Genomic DNA, 16416 nt, shown 5'->3' with positions numbered 1-16416 from the left:
ACTTGAACGACTTGAACGACTTGAACGACTTGAACGACTTGAACGACTTGAACGACTTGAACGATTTGAACGATTTGAACGTATAATTTGAATTATTTAATAGCTGAACGAATTATTTGACTGATTTAAGTCATTATAGTCTGAGTTATAAATTAAAAATATTTGCCAAAAATTTTATTAAGAGCTTTATTTTAGACCGATTAGGCACTTTATTCTCATTAAACTCTCCTTACTCGCTTGTACATAAATATTTAGATTTATACGCATTATTTATAATTTTTATTAAATTCATTTGTGGCAAGAGCGAATATTTCTTAGATAAAAAAACTGCTATTTTTAATAGCAGTTTTTAAATTAGTTCGTCTTAATATTCTTTTAAAAACCATCCACTCGCAAAAGCAAAGTATTCTCGTAACCAAGAGTTGTAGCGAGTAGCTAATGGTGTTTCTGCAGCTACTGTATAAACTTGCGTATAACCTTGTTTTTTAGCAATAGCCGCTGCGCGTGGAGTGTGAAAATCACTTGTTACAATAGCTATTGGTTGGTTAAGGGTAATGTTTTGCTGTGCTAATAGGGGCTTACTATTTTTTAAATTAAGTTCAGTACTGGTACTTTTATCTTCAAGTATCATTCGTTCTTTTGCTACATGATACTTTTGCTCTAGATAACGAGACATCACTAATGCTTCGCTTTCCTTTTCTGAAAAATCCAGACCGCCTGTTAAAACAACTTTTGCTTGAAGCTGTTTTAGAGCAATAGGAGCAGCTGTATCTAAACGTTTTGCAAGAGTTTTGGATGGTTGACCATTTTCAACACCACTACCTAATACAATGATGGCATTTACTGGAGGAAGGTTTTGGCTTGTTTCTTTATTCTCTTTAATAAAGTCAAAGAAATAGCCTAAGCTAATTAGCCAGATCCAGAGGCATAACCAACCGAAACGCCAAAAAGTATGTAAGCGGTAATGATAGAAGAAAAAACGCTCTAAATGATAATAAAATAAAGAATAGAGGCAGAAGAATGCGCCCAAAATTAAAGGGATAATTGTGCCAAGATTAATTTTATTGAGACAAATTAGAACTAGCCCATCTAGAAATAAAATTGAACCAATGATTACTAGGAAAATACGGATCCACTTACTGACTTGCATTGTGTTTAGAGTTGCAATTTGAATTGCAGACAGTGTATGCAAAATCATTCTGAATGCAATAAAAAACCGAGTAAAGCATTTGCGCTATTACTCGGTTTTTTTATTTATTAGCCTTTAATAAACATCACGGCGATAACGGCCTTGTTGTCTTAATTCATCTAGCTGTTCATCACCTAGAATTTCAACAAGTGCTTGGTCGACTCCGCTTGCCATGCCATCAATACTACCGCAGACATAGAGAATAGCACCGCGTTCTATCCAGCTTACTAATTCGGCTGCATTTTGACGGATTACATCTTGAACATATACGCGTTGTTCTTGATCTCTGGAAAATGCTAAATCTAAGCGTTTTAACATTCCTGTTGTTTGCCATGCTTCAATTGTTGATGCATAGAAGAAATCACATGCTCTTTGACGTTCACCAAAGATTAACCAGTTCTCAGTGTAACTATGACGAGTACGCGTGTGTAATAGGCTCATTAAGCCCGCAATTCCGGTGCCGTTACCAATACAAATAATAGGGCGGTTGTCATCAATAAGATGGAATGATTCGTTGGTACGAATACGTAAAGCAATTTCATCATTGACTTGCGTGTGTTGAGTCAGCCATCCAGAACCTAAACCTAAATTTCCAGCCTCATCATATTGTTGACGAACAACTAAACGAAGCACTTGCTGCGAAGGAATGCTGCCAATTGAATATTCGCGTGTTGGTAGAGTAGGGAGCTGTTCTAATAAATGATCTACATTAGCAAATGGTTCAATTTCACCAGTTAAGTCCTTATTCCAAAGTGCTTTCTCAATCGAAACCTGTAATGAGTCAACTTTTGCATTTTTAAGAATGTGATGCTTCTGCAGAAAATCGTGAATACGTTCAGGGCTATTGCCAGGTTGAATTTCAGCAATATCACCCGCTTGCCATAGTGCTTCGTGCTTTGCATTAAGCTCAATATTATAAGCAGGTTGACCTAAGCTATTTGGGTTGAGTAAGTCACGTTGTTGCAATATCCATGTATCAAAGACTTTTTCTAAATTTACAGCATGCAAATCTAATTTAGTTGCTTTCGCGAGTGCCTGATTCCAGTTTTGAATATCCGATAAGTTTGCATTATCAACTTCAATTGTATTAAAGAGGGCATGAGCACCATTAGATTTAAGCCAGACATCTACCGCATGTCCAAAACTACAATACGTATCAGGATATTCTTTAGAACCTAAAGCCAAAACAGCATAGTTGATGTGTTTAAGATCTAGATTTTCTTTTAAAAGCTTTTTAGCAAAGCTTGTCGCGAGATCAGGTGCATCACCAGTACCATAAGTACTGATCACGAATAGAACCTGCTCATGCTGCTCTAAATCAGACTGTGTTAGCTGCTGTACAGGTTTAACCTGAACAGGTTGATGAGCTTCTTGTAAACTCGTTGCCGTACTCCAAGCGAGTTGTTCGGCTACACCTGTTTGAGTTGCATAGGTAATAAGCCAAGGTTTTGCATTTGGATCAATGTATTGTCCAGCTAAAGACTGACGAGCTGCCTGTGTTAATTTTTTCTGTTTACGGCGTTTAAGATAAAGCATCCATCCTGTAACCAAAAACAGAGGCATTGCCAATGAAGCAAGCATTGCAGCAAATTGATAAATTGGTCCAAAGAAGCTACCACGATGCACGGGTAACATACTGCTCATGATCTTTTGATTAAGCTTTTTATCTTCGTAAAGCTCTATCTTTTCGATATTGCCAGTTTGATAATTATAGATGGCTTGGTTGCGTGCACGTTCGTGTTGAGGCGTAGCATCGACAAAGCTTAACTCAATTTTTCCATCATCTTTTTTCGGTAAGCTCAATGTTAGTGTCGAATAATCACGTCCGACCTGACTATTGAAGCCACTCCATGTTTGATTAAGTGCTGTGATGAGCTGGGTATTATCTAATTGAGGTTCTGATTTTTTATCAGCATTACGGTCAGGTCGTTTGTTTTGTTGCATTCCTCGATTTTGAGGAGTAGCGCCATGACCTTGTGGTTTAGGTTGTTCAACTCCCATCACTTTGAACATGCCACTACGCCACCAATCATAAGACCAATATAGACCTGTACACGCGAAAAGAAGATAAAAAACAATAACCCACGTACCCACAACAGCATGTAGATCCCAAATAAAATTTCGGCCTTTCAATTTCGGTTTAACGGCGAGCCATTGACGGGCAGAATGCTTTTTAGGCCAGCGTAAATATAATCCGCTCAAGACAAAATAAATGAGCATTAAGGCACAAGCGCCAGTAATTTGTTTACCGAATTCACCTGCGGTTAAATTACGATGAATTTGTTGTATGAGTAACAACAGTTTGCGGCCTTTAACATCGGGTAGAACCTGAGCGTTATAAGGATTAACCATCATATTATAGCCACGACGTTCACCTTCTTTTTCAATATTGATAGTAGAAGAGGCGGTCGGATCCTTGGCAATCGTAATGCTATTAATTTTAATTTCAGGCTGAGTTGTATTGAAATGTTGATATAGCTGAGTAGGGGTTAATTTTGGTGTGTTTTCAGCTTGAACAACATAACTGTCAGAATTTACCCATTTTAAAATTTGTTGGTCATAAGAATAAATTGCACCTGTTACACCCATAATGGATAAGATTAGGCCAGCAGTAATACCCAGAAACCAATGAATTTGAAATAAAATTTTTTTAAACATGGTCGAAAATGTAAATATGATGGAGATCTTGTAACGAAGTATAGCCGAAGATTGAGTAGATAATATGGATTTTGGAGATAATATTAATTTTCATTATCATTTGTTTTTACTGTAATAAAAAACCTCCATAAGGAGGCTTTTTATAGAATATGGAATTACAAAGTTTTTGGTTCACCTACAGATTCTTTTAAGTGCGTGCGAATTGTATTGAATGAGAAGTTTTTAGAATCCATGCGCTTAGGTAGAATATAAGCACCTTGTTGTTCTTGGCCTTTTGGATCTTTTACTTTGAAATTTACCAAGATGAAATCAGGAGCATTGTACCATTCGTAGATATTTTTCCATCCAATTGTACCAACGCCTTCTTGTTGACCCATTTTTTGGCGCATCACAATACCATGAGGCTGCACGCCTAAACGAATACCTTTGATTTCCTGTACCGGAAATTCATTCATTTTGCGTTTAACGTACCATTCTAATCCGTATTTACGACCTAGGTAGTAAAGTACTACAGAAACAATAGCAACCCAGCAAAAAATAGTAGAGTAATTCTTGATAAGAACAAGACCCAAAATAGCTAGGGCTAAAACTACACCCATAATCGCCCAGATTTTTGTGCTGATTTTATTGGTACTGCGCCAGATAAGAAGCTGTGCATTACGTTGTTCAGCTTCTGACACGTCATAGGGAACAGGCTGAAGCGTATAAGCGTATAAAGTTTTCGCGGTCATAGTGCAAATAACAAATTGTAAACTGTTTTAAGTTTAGCACTAATTGGCATAAGTCAGGAAAGGATATTATGCCAATTTGATACTAAATTCCGACTCAAATTTATAATGATGCAAGCTCACTGGCATCATTATCAAGATCATGACTTAGACGTTGTTTTAACATACTAAATCGGTTCAACACACCAAGCATGAGCGAGAGCTGCTGTAAAATAATGAGTGATTTTTGGTCATCTTCATCATTTTGGCTTAGACGTTGACGTATCGTTTGGAGCATATTTTGTGCTGTAAGATCAGGCATTTCATCTCTTAATAGAGCCCCTTGAATATCATCCAGCGCTTGGTCTAATAATTTAAGGACAGCTTGATCCTGAATGTTTTCTCGATGCGCTCCAAGTGCCGCGATATAGCTTAAAAATGTATGGTTTAAACACAAAAATTCAAAAATATCGGATTTACGAGTCGGATCAAAGTCTGGTTCAGTCGCTAAAGTTGAAATAAGTGAAGCAACTTCAGCATCTGTATTATGCGCAGCTCGACGTACAATTCGGTAATTTAGCGCATGATTACGACCTTCATGATATTGTTTGACGACTTCGGCTAAATAGTTACATTGGGCTTGCAGTGAGCGTCTGATGTTACGGGGCAAACGTCGGAATTTCCAGTCAGGCCAAATAAAGGTCACGCCAAACCAAGCTAAAGCACATCCCATTAAAGTATCTACAAATCTTGGAATCGCTGCAGCCATAGCTGAACCATCTAGATTAAAGTTAATTAATGCCAAAATGGTGATAAAGGCAGTTGCCTGCGCATATTGTTTACTGCGTAATTCAAAAAACAGGACTCCACTTAATATCAACATGAATAGTTGTCCTTCGGTCGAAGGAATTAAGAAGATAATCGCAAGTCCAACTACAATACCAACTAATGTCCCAACAATTCGTAGACGTAAGCGGCGTTTGGTCGCGTTAAAGTTGGGTTGGCTTACAAATAGAGCTGTAAGCATAATCCAGTAGCCATATTCAATATGAGTCATTTGAATAAAGACATATCCAATAAATAAAACAATCGATACACGAATTGCGTGGCGGAACAGCACAGATTCGGGAGTTAAATTCTGTTTTATTCGGATGATAATATCATTCCATCCTTGTAAATCATCATCTTTAAGCTGGTTTTCTGCTTGTTTTACTTTATCCGATTGAATGTGTTGTTCGGTTTCCAAGTTGAGTAATTGGGAGTCGATAGACTTTAAATTTTGGTATAAAGCGAAAAGAGCATTTACCCATAAAAGATCGTAATGCTGATCACGACGTAACTTTTCTAATGAAAGGCGTAGGTTTTCAAAGCTTTGTTTAAACCTTTTATTATGGTTATAAGGCTTACGTTGCAAAATACATTCGTTTAACTCTTGGCAAGCTTTGCCTTGGATCGCCAAAATTCGTTGGAATCTAAATAAAATATCACTGTGCTGAAAAATTTTGGCTAATTTTTGATAGTCAATATGGGCTGAGTCAGCACGTTCATGAATATCTTGTGCAACAAAATAATAATGTAAGCTTCGGCGTGTATCTTTTTGCCCACGGTCGCCTTTTAAACGAGTTAATAAAGCTGTTTTTAAGTCGTTAAAAATCGTAATTAACTTACCGTTTTCTAATGACAATTCGATCATACTTTGCTGATAGCTGGCAGCAGTCATATCTACATCAAACAAATTTGATTTTGCAAATAGAAAATCACCTAGAGATGCATAAGAGGCAGCCAGTTTGTCTTGTAGTTGTCGAACTGGAAATAATAAAAAGCTAATAGTAGCTATGAGGCCGTACCACGCAGCACCTGCAACTAAAAGGGCAGGTTGGATATACCAATGATCAAAAAGGTGAACACCTAGCATGGTATAGACTGAAACAACCAGACAGCCATAAGAGATGGTTGCGTAACGACGTCCTAATGAGCCTAGTAAAATCCAGCCAATACATGACGCAATTAACCCCAAAGCAAAAGCCATTGGGTAGGGGAAAAGTAGTTGTACAGAAGCTGCGGTAACGAAGAACCCAATATAAGTATAAATCAGGTTCATGATTCGCACGGAAAAGCGATCATCAATATCGCTTAAGCCTGCCGCGACTACACCTAAAGTAAGTGGAATTGTTGCTAATTGATAGCCCAAAAAATAAGGCACGAAAGCAGTTCCTGAAAAGGCTATCAGCATTCGCACGTTATACATAAATGTTGTGTTATAAGTCGCTCTTTTTAGGCGTTTAAACCAAGATTTCAAAGGAAGTCCTTGCTGATCAACCTGAGTGATAAAGGATTTGTGTATTTCTACACCAATGTTGCACAAATCATACGATAGACAGTGTAAGCTTGTCTGTATGCAAATGATTGAAAAATGAAATATCGTTATGTCTGAACAAACAGCCCAGCGTCAATACTCTATTGGCTGGATTATGTTGCTCGCTTTGCTTACGGCTTTAGGGCCATTATCCATCGATATGTATTTACCCGCTTTGCCACAAATGGCGCATGATTTTGGGGTAAGTACACAAATGGTGGCAAATACACTACCAGCTTACTTTTTTGGTTTAGCTGTTGGGCAATTAGTTTATGGTCCTCTAAGCGATCGAATTGGTAGAAAAAAACCACTTTATTTTGGTCTCGCGCTTTATGCAGTCGCAAGCTTATTTTGCGTGTTGGCGACAAATGAATGGGGCTTGATTGCTGCACGTATTTTGCAAGCTTTAGGTGGCTGTGTCGGCGTAGTTATGGCTCGTGCAGCAATACGCGATAAATTAGATGTTCAAGGCTCAGCGCAAGCTTTTTCAAGCATGATGATTGTAATGGGACTTGCACCAATTTTGGCACCTATGATTGGAGCATGGATTTTAATCTGGTTCCCTTGGCAAGCTATTTTTATCGCTCTTTCAATTGTTGGTGTCATATGTTGGTTGTGCGTACATTTCTTTTTTAAAGAGACCTTGGCCACTGATAAAAGATTAAAGCTTTCACCATATCAAGTAGTGACCCTATATGGGGCTATTTTCAAAGATGCAAGTTTCCGCTTACCTATGTTTGCAGGGTGTTTAACAGGAGCCGCGCTATTTTGTTATATCAGCTCAGCACCAGCGGTTTTCATGGATCAGTACGGACTTAATCAGCAAGAGTTTGCTTACGCATTTGGACTAAATGCATTTGGCATTATGTTGATGTCATCTTTAAATAAGCATTTAACATCACGTGTTGAAATTACTAAACGGTTAAAAGCAGGTTCAGTCGTGCAAGTGACTGGAGCCATTATCGTATTTGTTGCAGGTTTAATTCCCGATGCGCCTTTATGGCTTGTTATGTTAGGACTATTTCTAGCTATTTCAGGCATTGGTTTAACAGGACCAAATGCAATGGCGCTCGCAATGTCCAAACAAGGTGCTCGCGCAGGAACAGCCAGTGCAATCATGGGAAGTATGCAATTCGCTTGTGGTCTCTTGGGTGGGATACTGCTTAACTTTCTTATTTGGTCTGCATCGCTCAACATGGGCGTGATGATGGTGTTATTTACACTGAGTGGGTTCATTGTTGTGTTGAAAGCAGTGCAACAAGTAAAAGCAAAGCCATTCTCATAGTTTAAAAAGAATGGCGACTTAGATCTTATTCGTCTAGAAAAACTGTGAAAGTTTCAACTGGTTCTCTAGGAGTAATGAAAGTATTTACAATGTGGTTAGGGTCAGCATGCCCCAACGCGATTGCACATACGAGTTCTTCATCATCCGATGCACCTAAGATATCTAAAACAATAGGGTGAAAATGGTTCCAAGCTGCTTGTGGGCATGTATCTAAACCACGTGCTCTGGCAGCAACCATCACGTTTTGAATCATCATAGCGATATCCATTTTAGACCCGATTCCCATCGTTTTATTTACTGTAAAGAAAAGGCCGACTGGGGCGTCGAACAGTTTAAAGTTACGCAACTGCTGTTCAGCCATTTTTTCTTTTTCGCCTTTTTTAATTTCGAGTAGACCGTAGAGTCCCCAACCATTTTCGCGGCGGCGATCAATAAATGGTGATATCCATTTTTCAGGATAATAGGCAAAAGTTTCTTTATATTGTTCTGCAAGTTCTGGGTTTTTTGAAACCTCAATTTGTGCTGCACAGACACGTTCAACCATTTCATTACGCTTGTTGCCTGTTATTACATAGACTTTCCATGGTTGAGTATTTGTTCCAGAAGGTGCTCGGCTTGCGACTTGTAATATATCTTTAATGACTTCTGGTTTAATTGGAGTATTTAAAAAAGCGCGGACAGAATGTCGAGAAGTGATAGCTTCATCAACGAGGCGAACTTGTTCCAGATTCATGAGTGCTCCTATATCTTTTTCTTAAATATTTCATACCTTTTTTGAAGCTTAATTTCATGCTTTGAAAGTACTTCATTTATAAGCAAAAAATATTAGAAAAGAGATATTCTTACAGGTATGATAATTTAATTAGTTTAGACATATTGTCTGATTAATCATAATTCGAATATGCCACTTTAGATTTAAATAGACAAAATAGTGTGATTTTGTCGGTTATAAAAATAAAAGCATAACAGTGAGTGGGTGAATAATATTCAATTGAAAAAAAGGTATAATATGTTTAAAAACAGTACAAAACGGATCGTTTTATATAAAAGATGACCATTTTTTATATAAAATTTTAATGAAAAATATACACAAAACTTTAAATTTCTGCATAATACCGACTTTTTTACGCAGGTATGATTTCTCCATACTCACGTTAGGAAATGCTGGCTGCAAATAAAATCCCTTTACCAAAAGGATTTAGTTGCAGAAATGGAGAAATACACGAGGTATAGGAGCTTTACATGAGTCTATCACTCATCAACAAGCAGTTCATGAAACAAGGATTGGCGATTACCATTGCAACCATGAAAATGAACGTAACTCAAGCAACTACTGAGTCACAAAAAATACAACAGCTTAGTACAGGTCTAAACGCACTCTTCTTTGATCAGAGAGAAAAGGGCGCAGATAGTCGCGTTATGGCGATGGCTCGTTACAGTCTTTGAAATTTATATCCAGTTTAGACATTTGCTCAAAAGTATATGTAAATATGCTTATTGGCTTAAATCCAGATTTTGTAAAACTCGCTTAACTGATGGGAATCATTAGACGAGTTTATTTAGCGGTGGTCATTTGTTAGTTTCCAAGTTTGTAGCTGAGTCGATGCATACTGTTTTTCCGCAAGCGGAAAAGTTCAGTAGTGCAATGATACTATTTTATCTGAAGGTCGCTTTCTCTCATGCAACCTTCAAAGGCTTAGTGTTGGACATGATGTTGCTTAAACTTGTGACGATAATTGCTATTCAATTGACATTAAAAGTTTTTTCTTGAATTTACTGAAAAGTCCCGGTTTCTAGGGGCTTTTTGTTTATTGCAGTATTTTGGCATGTGCTTTTAGCACATTAGCAAGGAACGTAAGCGGACCGAGTATGAATGAACAACTCAATGCCACACTAATGTCGTGGGTAAAATTTTTGAATGACCCTTTATGGGACTTTTTGGTTATTTTCTTGCTGGCTGTAGGGATTTTTTATACAGTCTTAACAGGAGCTGTGCAAATTCGCATGTTCCTGCAAAGTATCCGAGTGATGAAAAGCAGTCGTACCGAAGGCGCAGATGAGCATGGTCTTACACCTTTTCAGGCGTTTGTAACTGGCCTCGCGAGCCGTGTTGGGGTAGGTAATATTGCTGGTGTAGCAATCGCTATCGCAATTGGTGGTCCCGGTGCAGTGTTCTGGATGTGGGTTACTGCTATTCTTGGTATGAGCTCTGCTTTTATTGAGTCTACGCTTGCTCAGTTATTTAAAGTTAGAGATAGCAAGACTAAACAGTTCCGCGGTGGACCAGCGTACTATATTACTCAAGGTTTACGTAGTAAAACCTTTGGTGTGGTCTTCGCACTGGCATTAATCTTTACCTATGGTTTCGTATTCAACTCAGTTCAAATCAATGCGATTGCCAATGCATCTTCACATGCTTGGGGTTGGGACAAAGCTAATTTTATTGCTCATTTAGGTGGCATTGATCTAGAAATTTCATGGGTTGGTCTTGCTCTTGTAGTTTTAGTTGCATTAGCAATTTTTGGTGGTATTAAGCGTATCGCTAAATTTGCAGAGATGTTTGTACCTTTAAAAGCAGGTCTTTACCTATCTGTTGCTCTTTATATTGCAATCAGTAACTATGCAATTTTGCCTGATATTTTAAAGCTGATTGTAACCGATGCTTTCAATTTTAAGTCTGCAGCAGGTGGTTTCTTTGGTGCGGCAGTGTCAATGGCAATGATGCAAGGGATTAAGCGTGGCTTATTCTCTAACGAAGCTGGTATGGGTTCTGCACCAAACGCAGCGGCTGCATCTGATGTAAAACATCCTGTAAACCAAGGTTTGGTACAAATGCTCGGTGTATTTGTAGATACTTTCATTGTGTGTACAAGTACTGCAATCATCATTTTGGTTTCTGGTGTTTACCACGATACAGCTTTTGTCGGTGTTGAATTAACACAGCGTGCTTTAGAAACTCAAGTTGGGCATTGGGGGTCGGACTTCCTTGCTGTTCTATTATTCTTATTCTGTTATTCAGCTGTACTAGGTAACTATGCCTATGCAGAAGGTAATATGCAGTTTATTAATAACAATCCGAAAGTCATGTTCATCTTCCGAATTTTTGTATTGGTGATGGTGTACTTCGGTGCAATTGGTAGTGTTCCACTTGTTTGGTCTATGGCCGACTTGTTTATGGGTATCATGGCAACCATTAACTTGATTGCAATTTTACTATTAACACCGATTGCACGCACATTGTTGAAAGATTACCGTGAACAATTGAAGAAAGGCATTAAAGAGCCTGAGTTTAAAATTGATAAATATCCGGAATTGAAGAAAAAAGTCGATTCAGATATCTGGTAAGTTAAAAAAGGCCTCTTATAAATAAGGGGCCTTTTTTATAGAGGGGATAGATAAAATACTTGAGTCTAAATTTTAAACATGACAAATTAAATAAATTCGATACAGCTTTTCACGAGACTAGCAACTAAAATTGCAATCCGAACTTAAACCTCATAGTGCGAAGATAGGCCATGAAACAGCTTAAATTGTGGGTTCTCGGACTCTCTATAGTGTTGGCAGGGTGCCAGACCACTACACACTTGTCTGCTGCTCTAAAACCGCAAATGACGGAGGCCTATGCTCGCTCTGTTGATCAGCCATTTGCAAGAATTAAAAAACAGCAAAAGCGTCCTGTTGTTGCGCTCGTATTGGGTAGCGGTGGAGCACGAGGCTATGCCCATATCGGTGTGATTGAGGTTTTGGAACAACATGGTATTCGACCAGATTTTATTGTAGGTACCAGTGCCGGTAGTATTGTTGGAGCACTTTATGCCAGTGGTAAAAGTCCTGCTGAATTGCGTGATACTGCTTTAAAAATGAAAGCTGGCGATGTGCGTGATATTAGTATCGGACTAAAAGGTTTTTTTGATGGTAAAAAAGTAGAAAACTACGTGAACCAGCAAGTAAACAACATGCCACTCGAAAAAATGAAAATCCCAATGTATGTGGTTGCAACTGAATTAAAGCATGGTACTAAAACCGTATTTAACTATGGCAATACAGGGCAAGCGGTTAGGGCATCTGCTTCAATTCCGAGCATGTTTGTACCCACTAAAATTGGCAAATCTGAATATGTAGATGGCGGGTTGGTGAGTCCTGTACCAGTTGAAGTCGCACGTGACTTAGGCGCTGATGTCATTATTGCTGTTGATATTTTAGCTCAGCCGATTTACACAGAAACATCGAATGTCTGGGGACTGTTTAACCAGAATATTAATATTATGCAAGGTCGTTTAGCAGCAGAAGAATTACAATATGCAGACGTTGTTATTCAGCCAGATTTAAGAGAAAAAGCGCATATTTTTGATGTAAAAGGCCGTGAAGCTACTATGAAATCGGGCATCGATGCAGCCAATGCCAAACTTTCCGATATTCAGTTTGTTATTGATGAAAAAATAGCTGAACAGAATATGTCTACTGAAGGGTTAAGTGCACAAACTCAATAATTTAACGTTAATCTTTTGAAAATTAAATAAAAAGCCTGATTAGGGCTTTTTTTATGTGAGTTTAAATCCTTAATTTTTGGAATAAAAATTTTTGTATATTAGGTACATGTTGGATATGCTGAAAACTCTGATGACCAATATAAAATATTGATGTCATTTTTAAAAAATAATTGATTTGTAATGTATTGAGGCTGACTAGATAAATGATACAGCAACAGGTTAAAAATGGGTTTCCAACATTAGATGATGTTCATGCTGCCGCAGAGCGTTTGGAAGGTTTAGTCGTAAAAACTCCTTTTGTTTTCTCAGAAACCATTTCTAAAACCTTAGGGGCTGAGATGTGGCTGAAATTTGAAAACTTACAATTTACAGCTTCTTTTAAAGAACGGGGTGCACTGAATAAACTGTTGTGTTTATCTGACCAAGAAAAACAACATGGTGTAATTGCAGCTTCGGCAGGCAATCATGCGCAAGGCGTAGCATATCATGCTCAGCGCACAGGGGTAACAGCGACCATTGTGATGCCGAAATCTACGCCTAATGTAAAAGTGCAGCGAGTACGTGAATACGGAGCACGCGTTATTTTGCATGGACAAGATTTTTCAGAAGCTGCTGCTGAAATGCATCGTTTAGCACAAGAAGAATCTTTAACGATTATCCATCCATTCGACGATGCAGAAGTTATTGCAGGTCAAGGAACCATTGCACTTGAAATGCTTGCAGCTGTGCCTGAACTAGACATTTTAGTTGTACCAATTGGTGGGGGTGGCCTAATTTCTGGTATTGCGATTGCTGCTAAGGCTATAAATCCCAAAATTAAAGTGATTGGGGTGCAATCTGTTGTATACCCAAGTATGGCAAAAATACTGTGCAATTATCAGCATGCAGTTTCAATGGGTTCGACAGTTGCAGAAGGTATCGCGGTAAAAACTCCGGGTGAGCTTACAACTCAAGTTGCCAAAGAATATGTTGATGACATTGTTGTTGTCACAGAAGACATGATTGAAGAGGCAATTGCACTGTTACTTAATATTGAGAAAACAGTATGTGAAGGGGCAGGTGCGACAGGTATTGCTGCAATTATGTCTCGTCCTGATCTATTTTTAGGTCATAAGTTGGGTGTAGTGCTGTCTGGTGGCAATATTGATACACGCGTTATGGTTTCTGTATTGCAACGTCATTTAACACGTACAGGTCGAATGGTCCGTATTCGTGTTGAATTACCAGATAATCCGGGTGCTTTAGCCCGCTTAACCGCAATTATTGCTGAGCAGGGTGGTAATATTTATGAATTGCGTCATGAACGCTTTGCAGCAACCAGCCGCGCCAAAGAAAGTGCCGTGAGTGTTGATGTTGAGCTTAAAAGCGCTTCAGACCTAGATTTGCTCATTCAGGCAATGCAGTTGGAAGGCTATATTGTGCGTAAAGAAGAGATTTAATCTCTGATATTGCTGTGTTATAAAAGCCGTATATGGCTCTATCGAGAGTCATATACGAGGTAATTTAAATGGATTAAATTGCCAAAAAGGGATGAATTTACAAAAAAACGATCAAATCCTTCAATGAAACGAGAAAAACTGACAATTCTCTAAACTTTGCCCTTCACAATTTTAAGGTTTAGGTTTTAGTATTCTTCTCATTGTAAATTTGAAGAAATATAAGGATATCCACGCTTAATGTTCAAATCATTTTTTCCATCACCACGATATTTCTTTATATCTGTGGTCGTTTGGCTCGCGCTAAATATGGTGCTCTGGTATACAGGTGGGGATCATTGGGGGGAGTATGTAGGCTTTCCTCATGGTTATGCAGATGCTGAGTTACCTATTGGTGTAAGTCGATTTTGGTCACCTGCTTTTTTATGGTTCTATCTCTGGTTTTTAGTCTCTACTGCTCTTTTTGCTGGTTTTTGGAAGATAATTTCTAATAATCCATGGCAGCGTTGGTCTATATGGGGCTCTGCATTTATTTTATTTAATATCTGGTTCAGTGTTCAGGTCAGTGTTGCGATTAATGCATGGTATGTACCATTTTGGGATTTAATTCAAAAAATGCTTTCGAGTGGCGGGGGAAATGTTTCGGCACTTTATAGCGAGACCTTAGTGTTTCTTTATATTGCAATGGTGGCTGTAACTCTAGCCGTGATTAATGCTTTTTTTACTAGTCATTATGTATTTCGTTGGCGTACGGCAATGAATGAATACTACACAGAACATTGGGAAAAGCTGCGTCATGTAGAAGGTGCCTCACAACGTGTGCAAGAAGATACGATGCGCTTTGCAACTATTTTGGAAGATTTAGGTGTTGAGCTGGTGAAAGCAATCATTACATTGATTGCGTTTTTACCTATTTTATTTCATTTATCTAAATACGTTCCTACATTACCCCTTATTGGAGAGTTAGATCATTCTTTAGTATGGGCGGCAATAGTCTGGTCAATTTTCGGAACTGTTCTGTTAATGGTCGTGGGTGTAAAGTTACCAGGCTTGCAATTTAACAATCAAAAAGTAGAGGCTGCATATCGTAAGGAATTGGTCTATGGCGAAGACCATGCAGACCGCGCAAAACCTGCTACCTTGCGTGAATTATTTAGTAATGTACGGAAAAATTATTTCAGACTTTACTTTCATTATGCCTATTTTAATATGACAGCGATTTGGTACGGTCAACTTGATATTTTATATAACTTAGTTGTTCTTTTCCCATCAATTGCTGCCGGTAAACTTACATTAGGTTTAATTCAGCAAATTGCAAATGTGTTTGGACGTGTACGTGAATCTTTCCAATATTTAATTAGTTCATGGAAAACGATTATTGAACTACTTTCGATTTATAAGCGTTTAAAGGCTTTTGAGTCGATACTACATAAATAAAAAAAGCCCGCGAAAGCGGGTTTTTTTATACGTATTAGATTAGTGCGTTGCATTATAAAAATTAAGGATAGGGCCAACCAATGACTGTTGTGATTTATCTAAGGTGACTTGAATTTCTTTATAGTTAAAAGTGTCTTCATCATGGTATTTAGCAATACCATGCGTTTTATTGTTCACTTGGGGAATTTGATAACTAAAAAAAGCCATTTTCTTAGAAGGATGAACAATGTTAATTAGTTTTTTTGGGTCTTTATAACCACCGAATTCATTTTCAAGACTTTCTTTTAACAACTCTGGGAAATAGAGCGTTGCGTTTGGTAGTCCGCAACCGACACAAAATGAAGAATCATAAAGTTCTATTGCTTGTTTTTGATCTGCACTCATTGCTAAAGCAAAACCCGTCCCGTTAGCACCTGCATTTGCTTGCACATCTTGCCAATTTCTTGGAACGAGCACTAAACCTGTTTCAGGTAATGCAAGAAGCTTGAGTCGCTTGGCATGCTGAGCATCGAGTTTAAAATTAAAATGGCAGCTTTTAGGTGTACAGGCTTCAAAATCTTTGAGTAAACCATTCTCTGTTGGGCTTTGTGCTGTAACACCATAAAACGGGACTGCAACGCCGTTTAAAAACTTTGCCTCTCCTAGAGCGTAAAACTGATTATCCGCTTTGCGGGTTGCAGCAGAGCTAGAAAATTTTGGAAAATGAGGCGTAAAGCTTTCTACTTCTGCATAGGCAGTCGAAGTGATGCTGACTAATATTGTGCATAATAAAAAATTCAGTTTTTTCATTTTAAAAAAGTAATCATTTAAATTTTATATAAACCTAGCATATTCTTTTAAACTAGACGGTAATCCAAA

The 16416-nt window shown here is 38.1% G+C and carries 13 protein-coding genes; 7 read left to right on the top strand and 6 right to left on the bottom strand.

The annotated features are described in order from the left end of the window. Positions 1 to 364: 364 nt before the first annotated feature. The 4 genes from FY048_RS16900 to yccS form a co-directional block, all read right to left on the bottom strand. Positions 365 to 1150, bottom strand: coding sequence for a YdcF family protein (locus FY048_RS16900; protein ID WP_035365941.1), 786 nt, complete (start codon positions 1148 to 1150; stop codon positions 365 to 367). A gap of 114 nt (positions 1151 to 1264) precedes the next feature. Then, the gene (locus FY048_RS16895) at positions 1265 to 3847 is read right to left on the bottom strand and encodes a PepSY domain-containing protein (protein ID WP_446091897.1); all 2583 of its coding nucleotides are present in this window, start codon (positions 3845 to 3847) and stop codon (positions 1265 to 1267) included. Between the two features lie 155 nt (positions 3848 to 4002). Further along, the gene (locus FY048_RS16890; RefSeq protein WP_446091896.1) at positions 4003 to 4578 is read right to left on the bottom strand and encodes a hypothetical protein; all 576 of its coding nucleotides are present in this window, start codon (positions 4576 to 4578) and stop codon (positions 4003 to 4005) included. Between the two features lie 100 nt (positions 4579 to 4678). After that, positions 4679 to 6853, bottom strand: coding sequence for a YccS family putative transporter (gene yccS / locus FY048_RS16885; protein WP_446091895.1), 2175 nt, complete (start codon positions 6851 to 6853; stop codon positions 4679 to 4681). Positions 6854 to 6980: 127 nt separating this feature from the next. Between yccS and FY048_RS16880 the strand changes: the two genes are divergently transcribed. Next, a complete protein-coding gene (locus tag FY048_RS16880; protein WP_446091894.1) occupies positions 6981 to 8195 on the top strand; it encodes a multidrug effflux MFS transporter in 1215 nt (404 codons plus the stop codon). Between the two features lie 25 nt (positions 8196 to 8220). Here the strand turns inward: FY048_RS16880 and FY048_RS16875 are convergent, their stop codons facing one another. Continuing rightward, on the bottom strand, positions 8221 to 8928 hold the full coding sequence (locus FY048_RS16875; RefSeq protein ID WP_446091893.1) for a nitroreductase: 708 nt from the start codon (positions 8926 to 8928) through the stop codon (positions 8221 to 8223). A gap of 509 nt (positions 8929 to 9437) precedes the next feature. Between FY048_RS16875 and FY048_RS16870 the strand changes: the two genes are divergently transcribed. From FY048_RS16870 to sbmA, 6 genes are all read left to right on the top strand, one after another. Further along, positions 9438 to 9641 carry a hypothetical protein gene (locus FY048_RS16870; RefSeq protein WP_446091892.1) on the top strand — a complete coding sequence of 68 codons (204 nt, stop codon included), beginning with the start codon at positions 9438 to 9440 and terminating at the stop codon, positions 9639 to 9641. 157 nt (positions 9642 to 9798) lie between these two features. Then, on the top strand, positions 9799 to 9966 hold the full coding sequence (locus tag FY048_RS16865; RefSeq protein WP_446091891.1) for a hypothetical protein: 168 nt from the start codon (positions 9799 to 9801) through the stop codon (positions 9964 to 9966). Between the two features lie 98 nt (positions 9967 to 10064). Then, a complete protein-coding gene (locus tag FY048_RS16860; RefSeq protein ID WP_446091890.1) occupies positions 10065 to 11540 on the top strand; it encodes an alanine/glycine:cation symporter family protein in 1476 nt (491 codons plus the stop codon). Between the two features lie 170 nt (positions 11541 to 11710). Then, positions 11711 to 12685, top strand: a complete 975-nt coding sequence (locus FY048_RS16855) for a patatin-like phospholipase family protein (RefSeq protein ID WP_446091889.1) — start codon at positions 11711 to 11713, stop codon at positions 12683 to 12685. A 203-nt stretch (positions 12686 to 12888) separates the two neighbouring features. Then, positions 12889 to 14124 carry a threonine ammonia-lyase gene (locus FY048_RS16850; RefSeq protein WP_446091888.1) on the top strand — a complete coding sequence of 412 codons (1236 nt, stop codon included), beginning with the start codon at positions 12889 to 12891 and terminating at the stop codon, positions 14122 to 14124. Between the two features lie 237 nt (positions 14125 to 14361). Then, positions 14362 to 15558 (top strand): peptide antibiotic transporter SbmA, encoded by a 1197-nt coding sequence (gene sbmA / locus FY048_RS16845; protein WP_446091887.1) that lies wholly within the window; start codon positions 14362 to 14364, stop codon positions 15556 to 15558. 39 nt (positions 15559 to 15597) lie between these two features. Here sbmA and FY048_RS16840 read toward each other — a convergent pair whose 3' ends face one another. After that, the gene (locus FY048_RS16840; RefSeq protein WP_446091886.1) at positions 15598 to 16347 is read right to left on the bottom strand and encodes a DUF4850 domain-containing protein; all 750 of its coding nucleotides are present in this window, start codon (positions 16345 to 16347) and stop codon (positions 15598 to 15600) included. Positions 16348 to 16416 lie beyond the last annotated feature (69 nt).

It is taken from the genome of Acinetobacter sp. 1124_18A (genome assembly GCF_052824995.1).
Note: the sequence above shows the minus strand (reverse complement) of the source record. Positions and strands in the feature narration are given on the sequence as shown.